Origin of the sequence: Kribbella sp. NPDC051620, assembly GCF_044453825.1 — a bacterium.
Lineage (GTDB): Bacteria > Actinomycetota > Actinomycetes > Propionibacteriales > Kribbellaceae > Kribbella.
Genome location: NZ_JBITDB010000005.1, coordinates 371,189 through 385,854 on the forward strand (window position 1 = coordinate 371,189; position 14,666 = coordinate 385,854).

Annotated in this window: 16 protein-coding genes; 10 read left to right on the forward strand and 6 right to left on the reverse strand. The window is 68.8% G+C overall.

The features are described from left to right. Positions 1-29 precede the first annotated feature (29 nt). Positions 30-866, forward strand: a complete 837-nt coding sequence (locus ACIA12_RS26335) for a GNAT family N-acetyltransferase (RefSeq protein ID WP_396369746.1) — start codon at positions 30-32, stop codon at positions 864-866. Here ACIA12_RS26335 and ACIA12_RS26340 read toward each other — a convergent pair. Both ACIA12_RS26340 and ACIA12_RS26345 read right to left on the reverse strand, forming a co-directional pair. Beyond that, positions 863-1,318, reverse strand: a complete 456-nt coding sequence (locus ACIA12_RS26340; protein ID WP_396369747.1) for a GNAT family N-acetyltransferase — start codon at positions 1,316-1,318, stop codon at positions 863-865. The two genes, ACIA12_RS26335 and ACIA12_RS26340, sit on opposite strands and share 4 nt — an antisense overlap. 10 nt (positions 1,319-1,328) lie before the next feature. Further along, entirely contained in the window at positions 1,329-2,597 is a 1,269-nt protein-coding gene (locus tag ACIA12_RS26345; RefSeq protein WP_396369748.1) for an MFS transporter, read from the reverse strand. 100 nt (positions 2,598-2,697) lie between these two features. On the opposite strand from ACIA12_RS26345, the gene ACIA12_RS26350 reads away from it, so the two are divergent. Then, a complete protein-coding gene (locus ACIA12_RS26350; RefSeq protein ID WP_396369749.1) occupies positions 2,698-4,122 on the forward strand; it encodes a beta-N-acetylhexosaminidase in 1,425 nt (474 codons plus the stop codon). Positions 4,123-4,227: 105 nt separating this feature from the next. Then, entirely contained in the window at positions 4,228-5,679 is a 1,452-nt protein-coding gene (locus ACIA12_RS26355) for a wax ester/triacylglycerol synthase family O-acyltransferase (protein ID WP_396369750.1), read from the forward strand. Here the strand turns inward: ACIA12_RS26355 and ACIA12_RS26360 are convergent. The 3 genes from ACIA12_RS26360 to ACIA12_RS26370 all read right to left on the reverse strand — a co-directional run bounded on the left by ACIA12_RS26360 (position 5,665) and on the right by ACIA12_RS26370 (position 7,879). Beyond that, positions 5,665-6,378: a Type 1 glutamine amidotransferase-like domain-containing protein gene (locus tag ACIA12_RS26360; protein WP_396369751.1), complete on the reverse strand. Its 714-nt coding sequence runs from the start codon at positions 6,376-6,378 to the stop codon at positions 5,665-5,667. The two genes, ACIA12_RS26355 and ACIA12_RS26360, sit on opposite strands and share 15 nt — an antisense overlap. Before the next feature lie 49 nt (positions 6,379-6,427). Then, complete coding sequence (locus ACIA12_RS26365) at positions 6,428-7,060, reverse strand: VOC family protein (RefSeq protein ID WP_363813808.1); 633 nt, start codon at positions 7,058-7,060, stop codon at positions 6,428-6,430. Between the two features lie 63 nt (positions 7,061-7,123). Continuing rightward, positions 7,124-7,879, reverse strand: a complete 756-nt coding sequence (locus ACIA12_RS26370) for a hypothetical protein (RefSeq protein ID WP_396369752.1) — start codon at positions 7,877-7,879, stop codon at positions 7,124-7,126. A 64-nt stretch (positions 7,880-7,943) separates the two neighbouring features. Between ACIA12_RS26370 and ACIA12_RS26375 the strand changes: the two genes are divergently transcribed. The 6 genes from ACIA12_RS26375 to ACIA12_RS26400 are packed head-to-tail and all read left to right on the forward strand — an operon-like array spanning position 7,944 to position 12,415. Next, positions 7,944-8,876: a Ppx/GppA family phosphatase gene (locus ACIA12_RS26375; protein WP_396369753.1), complete on the forward strand. Its 933-nt coding sequence runs from the start codon at positions 7,944-7,946 to the stop codon at positions 8,874-8,876. A 22-nt stretch (positions 8,877-8,898) separates the two neighbouring features. Continuing rightward, complete coding sequence (locus ACIA12_RS26380) at positions 8,899-9,762, forward strand: sugar phosphate isomerase/epimerase family protein (RefSeq protein WP_396369754.1); 864 nt, start codon at positions 8,899-8,901, stop codon at positions 9,760-9,762. After that, positions 9,759-10,361: a TetR family transcriptional regulator gene (locus ACIA12_RS26385; protein ID WP_396369755.1), complete on the forward strand. Its 603-nt coding sequence runs from the start codon at positions 9,759-9,761 to the stop codon at positions 10,359-10,361. Before ACIA12_RS26380 ends, ACIA12_RS26385 begins: the two co-directional genes overlap by 4 nt. After that, positions 10,358-10,903, forward strand: a complete 546-nt coding sequence (locus ACIA12_RS26390) for an HDIG domain-containing metalloprotein (RefSeq protein WP_396369756.1) — start codon at positions 10,358-10,360, stop codon at positions 10,901-10,903. The genes ACIA12_RS26385 and ACIA12_RS26390 overlap by 4 nt, the downstream gene beginning before the upstream one ends. Positions 10,904-10,952: 49 nt before the next feature. After that, entirely contained in the window at positions 10,953-11,681 is a 729-nt protein-coding gene (locus ACIA12_RS26395) for an ABC transporter ATP-binding protein (RefSeq protein ID WP_396369757.1), read from the forward strand. Then, entirely contained in the window at positions 11,678-12,415 is a 738-nt protein-coding gene (locus ACIA12_RS26400) for an ABC transporter permease (protein WP_396369758.1), read from the forward strand. The genes ACIA12_RS26395 and ACIA12_RS26400 overlap by 4 nt, the downstream gene beginning before the upstream one ends. Before the next feature lie 37 nt (positions 12,416-12,452). Here ACIA12_RS26400 and ACIA12_RS26405 read toward each other — a convergent pair whose 3' ends face one another. After that, on the reverse strand, positions 12,453-13,487 hold the full coding sequence (locus ACIA12_RS26405) for a DUF695 domain-containing protein (protein WP_396369759.1): 1,035 nt from the start codon (positions 13,485-13,487) through the stop codon (positions 12,453-12,455). Positions 13,488-13,559: 72 nt separating this feature from the next. Between ACIA12_RS26405 and ACIA12_RS26410 the strand changes: the two genes are divergently transcribed. Then, on the forward strand, positions 13,560-14,588 hold the full coding sequence (locus tag ACIA12_RS26410) for an alpha/beta hydrolase (RefSeq protein WP_396369760.1): 1,029 nt from the start codon (positions 13,560-13,562) through the stop codon (positions 14,586-14,588). Positions 14,589-14,666: the final 78 nt, after the last annotated feature.

Here is a 14,666-nt window from a genome sequence, read left to right on the forward strand (position 1 = left end):
ACCATGCAGGATCAGCTGACTCCCGGGCGATGCAGGATCTGGTCCAGCGGATCTACGGGACCGGATCGCGCTTTCACATCGGCGACATCGGGTGGGAGCTTGCCTCGGTCCCGCCGGAGCGGCAGGCCGGTTGGCGGATCGCGTTGTGGAACGACGGTGACCAGGACGTCGCGTGGGGCTGGACAGAGGGCAACGGGCTGCTGCTCGTCGTCGATCCGGCGCGGGCCGAGGTGGCCGGCGAGGTACTCGACTGGTTCCGCGAGGTCGTCGGACCCGGGCAACGCGTAACCAGCGTGCTGGAGAGCGAGACGCACCTGATCGATGCCATCGAGAAGGCCGGCTTCACCGTCGAGAACGGGCGCCCCTACTACACCCACCACAACATCAGCCTCGACAAGCTCGGTACGCCGGTGGTCCCGGCCGGCTTCACCTTGCGCCATGTCGGTGCCGACGAGGTCGAGAAGCGGGCGGCCGTCCATCGGGCCGCCTGGTCGGACGTGGCTCCCTCGAAGATGACAGCCGAGGCGATGGCAGCGGTGATGAGCACCTGGCCGTACCGTCCCGAGCTCGACTGGGTCGTCGAGAACTCGGCGGGTGTCTTCGTGGCCAGCGCGTTGATCTGGCTCGACGAGCAGCACCGGGCGGGCCTGGTCGAGCCGGTCGGCTGCGCCCCGGAGTACCGGCGGCTCGGGTTGGGGCAGGCGGTCAACCTGGGCGCGCTGCATGCGCTGAAGGAGCTGGGTGGGGTCGAGGCCCGGGTCTGTCCCCGCGGCGACGACGGCTACCCGATCCCCGCCAAGCTCTACCAGAGCATCGGCTTCCGACCCGGTCTGCGAACCGTCAACTATGTTGCTGAGGGCAATTAGTCGAGGCAGAAGTAGTACGAGTCGGGCTCCCGGTCGATGGGTTCTTCGGACGGGGCGAGCAGCCGGAAACCGTTCTTCTCCAGCACCCGGCGGGAGCCGACGTTGCTCCGCAGCAGGTCGGCGTTCAGCGGCCGCTCGGTGATCTCCTTGAGGAACAACTGCAGGGCGGTGGTGGCGATCCCGCGGCCCCAGAACCGTTGGGCGATCCGGTAGCCGACATGCCGGCCGCCCTCGTCGGCCCAGCTGACCACGTCGCCGGCCAGCTCGCCGTCGACGACGACCGCGCGGGTCACGTTGTCGGGATTCGCCTCGACCCGCTCGCGGTGGGCGTAGAAGTCCGCTTCCTCTTTGCTCGGTACGCCGGCCATCGCCGCGCTGGCCGGGTCGTACTGATTCTCGAACAGCGCCGGCAGATCGTCTGTCGTGATCGGCCGCAGGGTCACCTCAGTCATACGAGGCACGCTAACTCGCCGTACGGACAGTTCTGGTGGTGAGCGTGAGGAGGGCGACCGGTACGAGCAGCAGGCCGCACAGTACTGCGAGCCAGTGGAAGCCGAGCGCGGCGAGGATCGGGCCTGCACCGATGCCGGCGAGTGAGGCGAAGATGCCCATCGTCAGGTCGGACAGGCCTTGCGCGGAGGTGCGGATGTCGTCCGGGACCGAGCGGGAGAGCAGCGTCGAGCCGGCGACCAGGCAGGCGGACCAGCCGAGTCCGAGCAGGAAGAGGGCGGTCGCGGTCAGGCCGTGGGCGTCGTCCGGTGCCAGGGCCGCGACCGTCATCGCGCCGGCCAGGATGACCAGGCCGGCGGCGATGGTCGGGATCCGGCCGATCCGGTCGGCCAGGTAGCCCATCACGGGCGAGAAGGCGTACATGCCGGCGACGTGGCCGCTGATCACGAAGCCGACGATGGTGAGTGAGGCGCCGTGATGGCGCAGGTGGACCGACGTCATCGACATCACGCCGACCATCACCGCGTGCGCGGAGGCGATGGCGAGCAGACCGAGTCGGGCGTGCGGAATGGCCATCACCCGCCGGAAGGTGGTGGCGAGCGGCTGGCGTTCCAGAGTGGTCCGGACGGTGACCTGCTGGAGGCGGCGCAGGCCGAACCAGACGGTGGCCAGGGCGAGACCGAAGGCGACGACGGAGAAGACGTAGGGGCCGGCCAGGGCGAGTACGCCGAGCGAGGTTCCGACCGAGCCGCCGACGCCGGTCAGGTTGGGGCCGACGATGACGCCGATGGTGGTTGCCCAGACGACGACCGACAGCGAGCTGGCGACGTGCTTGGGGTCGGCGGCGTCGGTCGCGGCGTACCGGGACTGCAGGTTGGCTGCCGAGCCGCTGCCGAACAGGCACCCGGCGAAGAGCAGCAGAGCCAGCGAGCCGATCTGCGCTGCGACGATGCTGAGCAGTGCGCCGGCAGTGGCGATCAGGTAACCGGCGGTCAGTGAGCTGCGCCGCCCCTGCGACCGGGCCAAGTGCGCCAGCGGTACTGCGAGAACCGCGGCCCCGAGAGTCGTCGAGGTGGAGACGAAGCCGGCCATCGAGGTCGACCCCGAGATGTTCTCCGCCAGCAGCCCGGATACCGCGAACCCGCTGGCGACAGCCACCCCACCCAGGACATTGCTGGCCACCAGCACCCGCAACGTCCCCCGCTGCAACGAGGCCGCGGTAGCCGGTACTACGTCCTGTACCGGCTGGGTGGGATCGGTGGAGTCTTGGTCGGCGGACACTCGCCCACCTTCTCACCCGAAAGGTGCGGGTAGGGTCGCCGCAGCGCCTTTATGTCGCCAGCCTTCGTTTGTCAGTCTGTCGTCCTCACTTGGAGTCCGGATGCCCGAACAGATCGCGATCGTCCCCGCCCCCCGCGAGCTCGTCACCACCGACGGCCAGTGGATCAGCGCCGACCCGGCCGGCGAGGCCGTCCGGACCGTCGTGGAGAACCTCGGCGACACGGAGTACCGGATCGACGTGACCGCTGACGGCGCCCGGCTGTCGGCCGGCTCGGCGGAGTCGCTGCGGTACGCCGAGCAGACCTACGCCCAGCTGCTCGATGCGGCGACCGAGGTCGAGGGCGGGCTCGCCGTACCGGCCGTGCACATCGCCGACGCGCCCCGGTTCGGCTGGCGCGGGATGATGCTCGACGTCTCCCGGCACTTCATGCCGAAGGAGTTCGTCCTCCAGGTGCTCGACGTGATTGCGCTGCACCGGATGAACGTGCTGCACCTGCACCTGACCGACGACCAGGGCTGGCGGGTGCAGATCGACGCGTACCCCAGGCTCACCGAGGTCGGCGGCTGGCGGCCGGAGACCATGGTCGGCAAGATGTTGCACGGCCAGACGGAGTTCACCTACGACGGCACACGGCACGGTGGCTTCTACACCAAGGACGACCTGCGGGAGATCGTCGCGTACGCCGATGAGCGGGGCATCACCGTCGTACCGGAGATCGACCTGCCCGGCCACATGCAGGCGGCCATCGCGGCGTACCCGGAGCTCGGCAACAACCCGGACCAGCAGCTCGGCGTCCGGCAGGTCTGGGGCATCAGCGACGACGTGCTGAACGTCAACGACGAGACCGTCGAGTTCGTCAAGACGGTGCTGCGGGAGGTACTCGACATCTTCCCTGGCCCGTACATCCACCTGGGCGGCGACGAGTGCCCCGATGTCCAGTGGCGGACCTCCGAGGCGGCGCAGGCGCGGCAGGCCGAGCTGGGCCTCTCGGACGCCGGGCAGCTGCAGGGCTGGTTCACTGAGCAGGTCTCGGCGGTACTGACCGAGGATGGCCGGCGGCTCGTCGGCTGGGACGAGATGGTCGAGACGGACTGCCCGAAGAGCGCGGTGATCATGGCATGGCGTGGACCGGACCGTGGTGAGGTCGCGGCGAAGGCCGGCCACGACGTGGTGATGGCGCCGAACCAGTCGGTGTACTTCGACTACTACCAGGGCGACCCGGAGACCGAGCCGCTGGCGATCGGGCACTTCACGCCGCTGGAGAAGGTGTACGACTTCGAGGTGATCCCGCCCGGCCTGACCGCCGAGGAGGAGGCCCGGATCGTCGGGACCCAGTGCCAGGTGTGGACGGAGTACATGGAGAGCCCGGAGCGGGTCGGCTACATGCTGCTGCCCCGGCTGTCCGCCTTCGCGGAGCGCGCGTGGGGGTCGCCCAAGACGTCGTACGACGAGTTCCTGGGCCGGCTCCGGCCGCATCTGGCCCGCGTCGAGGCGCTGGGCCTGACATACCGCCCGCTCGACTGAACCTGGTCCCTGACCTTGCAGATACTGCGGGGGTAACTAAAGTCGCCTCAGGCTGGTTAGCAGGAGTAACAGCCTGAGGCGACTTTTGGTCGGGGCGGAGGACGGATGACCGCAGTGGGGCCGCTGGATGCGATGTTCCTGCTCGGCGAGACGCGTGAGCAGGCCATGCACGTCGGCGGGCTGATGCTGTTCGAGTTACCCGAGGGCGCCCGGGACCAGGTCTTCCCCGACGGCACCCGGGACTACGTCTCGCGGCTGTACGAGGACATCACCCAGGACCAGACGGTCAATCCGCTCTTCACCCGGCGGGTACGGCATCGGGCTCTGGACCTCGGCTACTGGTCGTGGGACCAGGATCGCGACATCGACCTCGAGTATCACGTCAGGCTCTCGGGCCTGGCCCGTCCCGGCCGCTACCGGGAGCTCTTCGAACTGACCAGCCGCCTGCACGGCACGTTGCTGGACCGCCGCCGGCCACTCTGGGAAATGCACCTGATAGAAGGCGTCCAGGGCCGCCGTTTCGCTCTCTACAGCAAGATCCACCACTCCCTGATCGACGGCGTCACTGCACTGAAGTGGATGCAGAACACCCTCACCCCCGATCCGACCCGCACCGGCATGCCGGCTCCCTACGCGCTGCCGGACGCTGAACGTGAGGTGGACGAGGCTGGTGCATTGAGTGGGTTGCCGACCGCAGCCGAGCTGTTCTCCGCCGTGAGCCGGTTGCCAGGGGAGGCAGGAAAGGCCGTTGGGGGAGTTGGGCGGCTGATGGCGGATGTCGCTGGGTTGTCGCCGGTTGGGCTGCGGAGTGCGTTGCGGGCGCTGCGGCACGAGCACTCGTCGGTGGCGTTCCAGGCGCCGCAGACCGTGTTCAACCAGCCGATCAGTGCCGCTCGACGGTTCGCCGCGCAGTCGTGGCCGATGGAGCGGTTGGAGAAGGTCCGGGCGATGACCGGCGCGACGCTCAACGATGTGATGCTCGCGATGTGTTCGGGTGCCTTGCGCAACTACCTGCTCGACCTCAAAGCCCTTCCGGACAAGGGGTTGACGGCCATGGTGCCGGTTTCACTCCGAGCCGCTGACGGTTCCGGTACCGGCGGTGGCAACTCGCTCGCCACCCTCATCGCCGACCTGGCGACCGACGAGGTCGACCCCGAGCAACGCATCCGCCGGATCATGGACTCGACCAGCTACGGCAAGAGCGTCCTGTCCCAGCTCAGCCCCACGCAGAACCTCATGCTCGGCGCTCTCGGCCTGGGATCGGCCGGCCCCGCCGCCGTCATCCCTGGATTGGCCGGCCGCACGCCACCGCCGTACAACCTGGTCATCTCCAACATCCCAGGTCCGGCCGAGAGCCCCCTCTACTGGAACCGCTCCCGCCTCCTGGGCACCTACCCCGCGTCGATCGTCCTCAACGGCCAGGCCCTCAACATCAGCGTCACCAGCTACGACCACCAACTCCACTTCGGCCTGATCGGCTGCCGCCGCACCGTCCCCCACCTCCAGCGCCTCCTGGGTCACTTGGAGATGTCGCTGAGTGAGCTAGAGCTTCTCTAGGTACCGCGGCACGATCTCGGTCTCCTGGTCGCCCTCGACGTACCAGGCTCGCGCATCGGGGAGCACCGAGACAGCCTCGTGGAAACTGCCGTCGACATAGTGCAGCCCGACCCCGTCCTCCGTCGCGTAACCAGGTGGAAGGGAGCCTGAGGCAACCAATCTCCGGTACGTCGTGCGCCGCGGCTGGTCGGCGAGGTCATCGTGGACACCGTTGCTCCACGGGAGCCAGCCCAGACCGTTGCTGAAGGCATCCAGTGAACCGCTGAACGAGTCGGTGGGACCGCCGATGTGCCAGCAGAGGCTGCCGGCGCTCTGGCCGGCCATGACGACGCCGTTCTGCCAGCACTCGTGCAGGATCTCGGCGAGGTTGTGGGCCCGCCAGACCGCCATCAGGTTGACGACGCTGCCGCCGCCGACCCAGAGGACGTCCTGGGACAGGAGATGTTTGCGGACGTCCGGGACGTTGGGGCGGGTGAAGAGGGTCAGGGTGCTGGCCTCGACGGAGGGGTCGTTGCCGAAGGCACCCTTGAACCAGTCGAGCACGTACGGGTTGTCGCCCTCGGCCGTCGGGATGAAGCAGAAGCGGGCCGGGCGGTCGGTGACGGGCGCCAGCGATACGGCGTACGAGATCAGGTCGCGGGTGCGGGACCGGTCTCCGGTGAGGATGCCGGAGATCGCGAAGATCTGCGAGGAGGTCACCGGAGGCCGCCCGACGCGCGATCCGAGCTGGACGATGCCGTCTGCACGGTCAGAGGCGGACGATGCCGTCCGGGGTCTGGAAGACGGCGGCGACCAGGCCGGGCTGGCCGTTGGGGCCGACCCAGGCGACGTCGAGGTCGTCGAGCAGGTGGTCGGCCGGGTGGCCGATCCAGTCGGTGACCCGGGTGGGGTCGCCGGCGATCTCGAGGCCGGTCAGCTTGACGCCCTTGCCGCCGACGGACGGGTGCTGGGTCAGGTCGTCCCAGTGGATGAAGAAGGGCAGCTGCGGGTCGGCGATCAGCCCCTTGACGCCGATCTGGCGCCAGGTGATGTTCGCCCCGTCCGGGCGGTGGCGGTTGCCGGGGACCGCGTCACGCCCGAGGCGCTGCTCCATCCGGGCCATGTCGCGGACTGCGACCACCCAGCCGAGCCAGCCGCCGCCGAGCTCCTTGCGGGCCCGTACGGCCTGCCCGAACGGCGCCTTGTCCGAGGACGGGTGGTCGAGCACGTCGACGACCTCGATGTAGCGGTCGTTCTCCAGCGGCAGGATGTGGTTCACCGTGCCGAAGCGCGGGTGCACGCCACCGTCGACGAACTCCGCGCCGAGCACGGCGGACAGCCGTTCGACCGTTGCCTTGTACCCGTCGGGTCCGGCCGCGTAAGACAGATGATCCAGGCGCATGCCAGTCATTCTGTCCGCCAACCTCCGGCACCGCAGATCCGGGGTGTCGAAGAAAGGTAAGCCTTACCTGGAAATCAGCGGCAGCGAAGCAGGGTGCGGAAGCAACGGGCGGGTGGCTTCCAGGTGCTGCCGGCAGTACTCCGCAAGTACGTCGTAAGCCTTCAACCCCATCAGCGTCTGCAGCTCGACCTTGCTCGACTCGAAGACCGCCTCGACTGCGATGTGCGCCTCGGTGTTGCCGGTGCAGTACCAGTCCAGGTCATGCCCACCCGGCCCCCAGCCGCGCCGGTCGTACTCACCGATCCCGACCTCCGTGTACGACGTCCCGTCCGGCCGCTCGACTTCGCGGAAGGTCCGCCGGATCGGCAACTGCCAGCACACGTCCGGCTTGGTCTCGACGAAGTGCACGCCCTGCTTGAGCGCGAGCCCGTGCAGCGCGCAGCCCCCACCGCCCGGGAAGTCCGGCCGGTTCAGGAAGATGCAGGCACCCTCCCAGACGCGGGTCTTGCGGTCGCCCTCGTCGTCGGTCTCGACCCAGCCGTTCTTCTTGCCCTCCTTGCGGAACTGCCAGTCCTCGTTGCCGAGTTGTTTGACGTAGCCCTTGACCCGCGACTCGTCGTCCTCGTCGGAGAAGTGCGCGCCGAGGGTGCAGCAGCCATCGTTCGGCCGGCCCTTGTAGATGCCCTTGCAGCCACCGCCGAAGATGCAGGTCCAGTTGGAGGTCAGCCAGGTCAGGTCACACCGGAACACCTGGTCGGCGTCGTCGGGGTCGACGAACTCGACATAGGCGCGGGCAAAGTCAAGAGATACCTCAGGCACTCGCAAAGAGTACGCCGCCCGCCGCGATACAGGTGAAACCCGGGAGTCCAGTAGCGTGGAGGGTATGCGCCTCGGTGTACTCGACGTGGGATCCAATACCGTCCACCTGCTCGTGGTGGACGCGCATCGTGGCGCGGCGCCGCTTCCGGCGTACTCGCACAAGACCGAGCTGAGGCTCGCCGAGCACCTCGAGAAGGACGGCCGGATCGCCCAGTCCGGGGCGGACGAGCTGGTCTCGTTCATCTCCGAGGCGGCCGAGCTGGCCGCCGACAAGGGCTGCGAGTCGGTGATGGCCTTCGCCACCTCCGCGCTGCGCGAGGCACCGAACGGCGAGAAGGTGCTCGACCGGGTCCGGGCCAAGACCGAGGTCGACCTCCAGGTGCTGACCGGTCAGGACGAGGCGCGGCTGACCTTCCTCGCCGTCCGCCGGTGGTTCGGCTGGTCGTCCGGCCGGCTGGCCGTGTTCGACATCGGTGGCGGGTCGCTCGAGATCGCGGCCGGATCCGACGAGGAGCCGACCGTCGCGGTGTCCGTGCCCCTCGGGGCCGGCCGGCTGACCCGGGAGTCGCTGACCCAGGACCCGCCGGACAAGGACGAGGTCAAGGCGCTCCGCCGGCGGATCCGGATCGAGATGGCGGCGGTCGCCGGCGACGTACTCCGGGCAGGCAAGCCCCAGCGGGCTGTCGCGACCAGCAAGACCTTCCGATCCCTGGCGAGGATCACCGGCGCGGCCCCGTCCGACGACGGACCCTATGTGCCGCGCTCGCTCAACCGCGACGCGCTGGCCGAGTGGCTGCCGAAGCTGATCGCGATGACCAACCATGAGCGCGGCGAGCTGCCGGGTGTGTCGGCGGGCCGATCGACCCAGCTGGTCGCGGGCGCGCTCGTCGCCGACGCCGTGATGGACCTTTTCGACCTGACCTCGCTCGAGGTCTGTCCGTGGGCCTTGCGCGAAGGCGTGATCCTGTCCCGCCTCGACCAGTTGCAGCCCCGATGAACTACCACGAAGGCAAGTACTGATGACCCGCGACACCGTCAAGATCGGCCTGTCCAACGCTTCGGTGTACCCGGAGTCGACCGCCAGCTGCTTCGAGCTGGCGGCCCGGCTCGGGTACGACGGCGTCGAGGTGATGGTCGGCATCGATCCGCTGAGCACCCAGGTCGACGCGATCCAGCGGCTGGTCGACTACCACCAGCTGCCGGTGCTGGCGATCCACGCGCCCTGCCTGCTGATCACGCAGCGGGTCTGGGGCACCGATCCGTGGGAGAAGCTCGAACGCAGCGCCGAGGCGGCGACCGCGCTGAACGCCGACGTGGTCGTCGTGCACCCGCCCTTTCGGTGGCAACGCGACTACGCCCGCGGGTTCGTCGAGGGCATCGCGCGGCTGGAGGCGGAGTCCGGGATCATTTTCGCGGTCGAGAACATGTATCCGTGGCGCGCGCCCGGCAAGGGGCTGCAGGCCTATGCGCCGAGCTGGGACCCGACCGAGCAGACCTATGCGCACACCACGCTCGACCTGTCGCACGCCTCGACCGCCGAGCAGGACTGCGTCGAGCTGGCCGCGACGATGGGCAGCACGCTGAGGCACGTCCACCTGACCGATGGCACGGGCTCGGCGAAGGACGAACACCTGGTACCAGGCCGTGGGACCCAGCGGGCGGCCGACCTGCTGCAGATACTGGCGACCCAGGACTTCGACGGCCACATCATCATCGAGATCAACACCCGCCGGGCTCCCAGCCGCTCCGAACGCGAGGTCGACCTGATCGAGTCCCTCGACTTCACCCGCAAACACTTCGTCCGCACCACCGACACCCCAACCAACCGTCGCTCCGCCTTCGCCGTCACCAGCACCGGCGAGGTGTCGGAGCTCAACTCGTGAGCCCCGGCAAAACTTCCTCCCCTCGTACCCCCGGGCGTCGGCCCGGAGGTCCGGACACTCGCGGGGAGATTCTGCGTGCCGCCCGGGAATCCTTTGCTGGTAAGGGGTTTGCGGCGACCTCGCTGCGAGCGGTCGCCAGGGAAGCCGGGGTGGATGCGGCTCTGGTGCATCACTACTTCGACAGCAAGGATGCGTTGTTCGTCGAGTCGATGGCGTTGCCGATCGATCCTCGGCAGGTGGCGGCGCAGGTGCTCGACGGGCCCCGCGACGAGCTCGGCCGGCGGATCATCACCGTCTTCCTCGGCGTCTGGGAGTCGGCCGAAGGGCAGCAGCGGATGAAGGCGGTCCTGCGCAGCGTGGTCAGCAGCGACGACGTCGCCCGGATGATGCGGGAGGGCATCACCGAGCTGATCATGCAGCCGGTCGCGAAAGCTCTCGGCGTACCGGATGCCCCGCTACGGGTCTCCCTCGTCGCCACCCAGCTGATCGGCATGGCGCTGACCCGGTACCTGATCGGGCTCGAGCCGCTCGCCTCCACCGGCGCGCCCGAGCTGATCGACCGGATGGCCCCCGTCCTCCAGCACTACCTCACCGCGTGAATCTCCCCACCGACGCCGAGATCCGCGACCTGCACGCCCAGTACGCACCCACCCGCGCCGCCTTCGAACTGGTCCGCAGCCACTGCCAGATCGTCTGCGACCTCGCCGAACAAGTCCTAAAAAGCAACAATCTGCAAGTTGACGGCGATCTGGTCCGCGCCGGCGCGCTCCTGCACGACATCGGCGTCTACCGCCTCGACGGCTCCGCGTACATCCGGCACGGCGTACTCGGCTACGAACTGCTGCGCTCGCTGGACTTCCCCGAGGCGCTCAGCCGGTTCTGCTCCCACCACACCGGCGTCGGGCTGACTCGCGAAGACATCGCCGAGCAAGGCCTCCCGATCCCTCCCGGCGACTACCTCGCCGACACGGTCGAGGAGGAGCTGGTGATGTACGCCGACAAGTTCCACAGCAAGACCGACCCGCCGACCTTCCTCACGGCTGCCGAGTACCAGACCTCCGTACTGCGCTTCGGCGCCGCCAAGGCCGCCCGCTTCACCGACCTCGTCGCCCGCTACGGCGAACCCGACCTCCCCAGCTGACCCAGCCCGAGCAGTTGCCAGCGAGACACTTGCGCGCTAAATTCATCACATGATGAATAACGCGGTGGCGGTGTCCTGCCGGGACGTCGTGGTGGTGCGTGGGGACCGTGAGGTCCTGCACGGTGTCGGGTTCGACCTCAAGACCGGGTCGGTCACCGGCCTGCTCGGTCCGTCCGGTTGTGGCAAGACCACGCTGATCCGCGCGATCGCCGGTCTGCAGGCCAGAGTCACTGGCACCGTTCAGGTGCTCGGCCTGCCCGCCGGCGCACCCAAGCTGCGCGGCCGGATCGGGTATGTCACCCAGGAGCCCAGCGTGTACGGCGACCTGACCGTCACCGAGAACCTGCGCTTCTTCGCCGCCGTTCTGGGCGTCGCGGCCGCCGACATCGACCGGGTCGTTGACGCCGTCGACCTCCGCAGCCACGCGGACGCCCGCGTCGACCGTCTCTCCGGCGGCCAACGATCCCGGGCGTCGTTGGCGGCCGCCCTCCTCGGCAGCCCCGAGCTGCTCGTCCTCGACGAACCGACGGTCGGCCTCGATCCCGTACTACGCCGAGACCTGTGGGAACTCTTCCACCGCCTGGCCGCCGACGGGGCAACCCTCTTGGTGTCCAGTCACGTGATGGACGAGGCGAGCCGTTGCGACCGGCTGCTGCTGATGCGCGACGGTGACCTGCTCGCCGACGAGACCCCGGCCGGACTGCTCGACTCGGTCGGTACCGATGACATCGAGCAGGCGTTCCTCACCCTGATCGACCAGAAGGCGGATGTCCGATGACCCCACGAGTCACCTTCGCCGTCGCGGCCCGCGTCCTCGCGCAGCTGCGCCGGGACCACCGCACGGTCGCGATGCTGATCGTGCTGCCGGCCCTGCTGGTCAGCCTGATGTGGTGGATGTTCCACGACACCCCGAACACCTTCGACCGGATCGGCGGACCACTGCTCGCGGTGTTCCCGGCGATCATCATGTTCATCGTCACCTCGGTCGCGACGCTGCGCGAACGGTCCACCGGGACGCTGGCCCGGCTGTTCACGATGCCGATGGGCAAGCTCGACTTCCTGCTCGGCTATGCGCTCGCCTTCGCGCTGATCGCCGTCGTCCAGGCCGTCGTGGTGGTCTCGATCTCCTTGTATGCCTTGGATCTGGACATCCGCGGCGCTGCCTGGCAACTCGGCGTGGTGGCCGTTCTGGACGGAGTTCTCGGTACTGCGCTGGGCCTGTTCGCGAGTGCCTTCGCCGCGACCGAGTTCCAGGCGGTCCAGATGATGCCGGCCGTGATGATCCCGCAGATCCTGCTCTGCGGCCTGTTCGTCCCGCGCGATCAGTTGCCGGACGTGCTGCATGCGATCAGTACGGTGCTGCCACTCTCGTACGCCGTCGACGCGGTCGCTGAAGTTGCGCAAGGCAACGGCTTCGGCGAGGGCGCCGGGGTCGACGCACTGGTCGTCATCGGGTTCGTCTTCGCGGCGCTCGCGCTGGGCGCGGCGACGCTCAAACGGCGTACGGCGTAGTCGAGCGCCTGACTGTGAGTGGAGGGTTGCTTTCGCCTCAGCTCAGGTGGCGGACGCCTTCCCAGCCGGCGTCCTGGGAGACGTCGATCGCCACGCGGCCGTCGGGCCAGCCGGTCACCGCTGCTTCGAGCTGGGCGGCGGCAGGTGTCGTACCGTCGACGTAGTAGTGCAGGATCCGGTGGCCGTCGGCGGTCTCATGGGCGAGCAGCCGCCCGGAGTCGCCGAGGCGGTCGCTCAGATGATCCTCGAAGTCGCGCAGGTGGCTGAGCGTCTCGTCCAGCGGGAGCCCGTCCTCGCGAGCCGCCTTGTACGGAACCGACACGGCCACATGCGTGTCCAGATGCGGCAGCTGTACCGACCGCAGCGGCACCATCGCCGTCGCGACCAACCGGTGCCCGGCGGCCGTCGTACCCTCCATCAACCGCCAGCTCGGACCGCCGTCCTCAGCCACGTGATCAGCAGCGAACTGCGCCACGGCGGGCAGCAACTCAGCAATCGGTACCGCGTCCGCTGGGCGCTCGACCGCGGTCTCGATCGCGCCGACCCAGGTCTCGACGAGCTCCTCGCCAAGCACCAGGTCGAGGAGGAGGAACGTCACCCGCTTCTGCAGGTCCTCGGGCAGCTCGCTGAAGGTCGGGTGATGGACCCCGACGTGTAGCGCGGCCTCGCGGGTGTCGACCTCGATCGTGACGAGCGCCGCGTCGATCTGTACCGGCGGCATGCCCTCGAATCGGATCGTCACGTCGGGCGCCGGGCGGCGCATGTCGGCGTACTCCCAGGTCTCGTCCGACGGCGGCGCGGCCCGCAGCCAGCGGCGGGCGAAGGCGCGAGTACCGGGGTCGCCGGCTGCTGTCACCACGAGGACATGAGCAGCGTGCAGGCCCGGGCCGAGCTCCCAGTCGAGGTTGCCGTGGATCCGCGAGACGCGGCGGGACAGCTCCTCGGCGGTCGAGCTCGGATCCTGGTTGGCGACCGCGGTCGCCACCGCGGCCGCGCCGGTCGCGGTCCACCAGGCCCAGAACTCGCCGATCGGGTCACCGCTCGCGGCCTTGCGCCGCCGGAACAAAGGCATGCCCGCATCCTCTCCCGGACCCAGTCCACAGCGGAACCACGGCCCGCCCGAGCGCGATGCAATGATTGAAATATGAACCTGATGAGAGTCGCCGGGATGGCGACGGCCGGTCTCCTGGCGGCGGCCCTGGTGCCGGTCGCTTCGCCGGCCGCAGCGGTTGCCGATGCAACCACGAGGGACTGCCGGGGCGTCGACGTACCGGTTGCGACCGCGACTGTCCGGGGCACGGTGCACGGGACGCTGTGTACGCCGGCCGGGCGAACGCCGAAGACCGTGATGGTGCTCGTGCCGGGTGCGACGTACAACTCCGTCTACTGGGATTTCCCGTACCAGCCGCAGACCTACTCCTACAGTCGCGCGATGGTGGAGGGCGGCTACGCGACCTTCGCGATCGACCCGTTGGGCACGGGCCGGAGCAGTCGCCCGGCCAGCGTTCTGTTGACGTCGTTCGTCCAGGCCGATGCCGTGCACGACGTGATCCAGTCGCTCCGCCCGACCTTCGATCACGTGGTGCTCACGGGGCATTCGCTCGGCTCGGCGGTCGCCGTGCTGGAGGCTGCGACGTACCACGATGTCGACGCGCTCGTCGTGACCGGGCTGCAGCATCGGGTCAACCTGCTCACCCTGACCAAGCTCTTCACGACCGAGTTTGGCCCCGCCCCGCTCGATCCGGTGCTCAAGGATCAGGGGTACGACCTCGGTCAGCTCACCACGAAGCCCGGGCGCCGGTACGAGTCGTTCTACAGCCCGGGCGACGCCGATCCCGCGGTCGTCGCGGTCGACGAGGCGACCAAGGATGCGTTCGCCGTCGCCGGAGCACCGGATGCGGTCGGGATCGAGATCCTGACCACGTACTCCGCCTCGATCGACGTACCGGTCTTCATCGCGATGGGTCAGTACGACTCGGCCTTCTGCGGCTTTCTCGTGATGAGCTGCAGTCAGGCGGGCGTGCTGCGAACGGAGCGCCCGTACTACGCGGCCGCGCCGTCCGTCGACGCCTTCGTGCTGCCGGGGTCCGGTCACGACCTCAACCTCAACCCACGGGCTCCGCGGTTCCAGGCCGCCGTCGTCGGCTGGGTTGACGGACTCTCGCTGGGCTAGGCCTTACGCTCGTGAGCCAGGACCACTCGGGGTACTGGTGTGGTTCTGGCCACAGTCCCGGTGCGAATGAGCCGCACC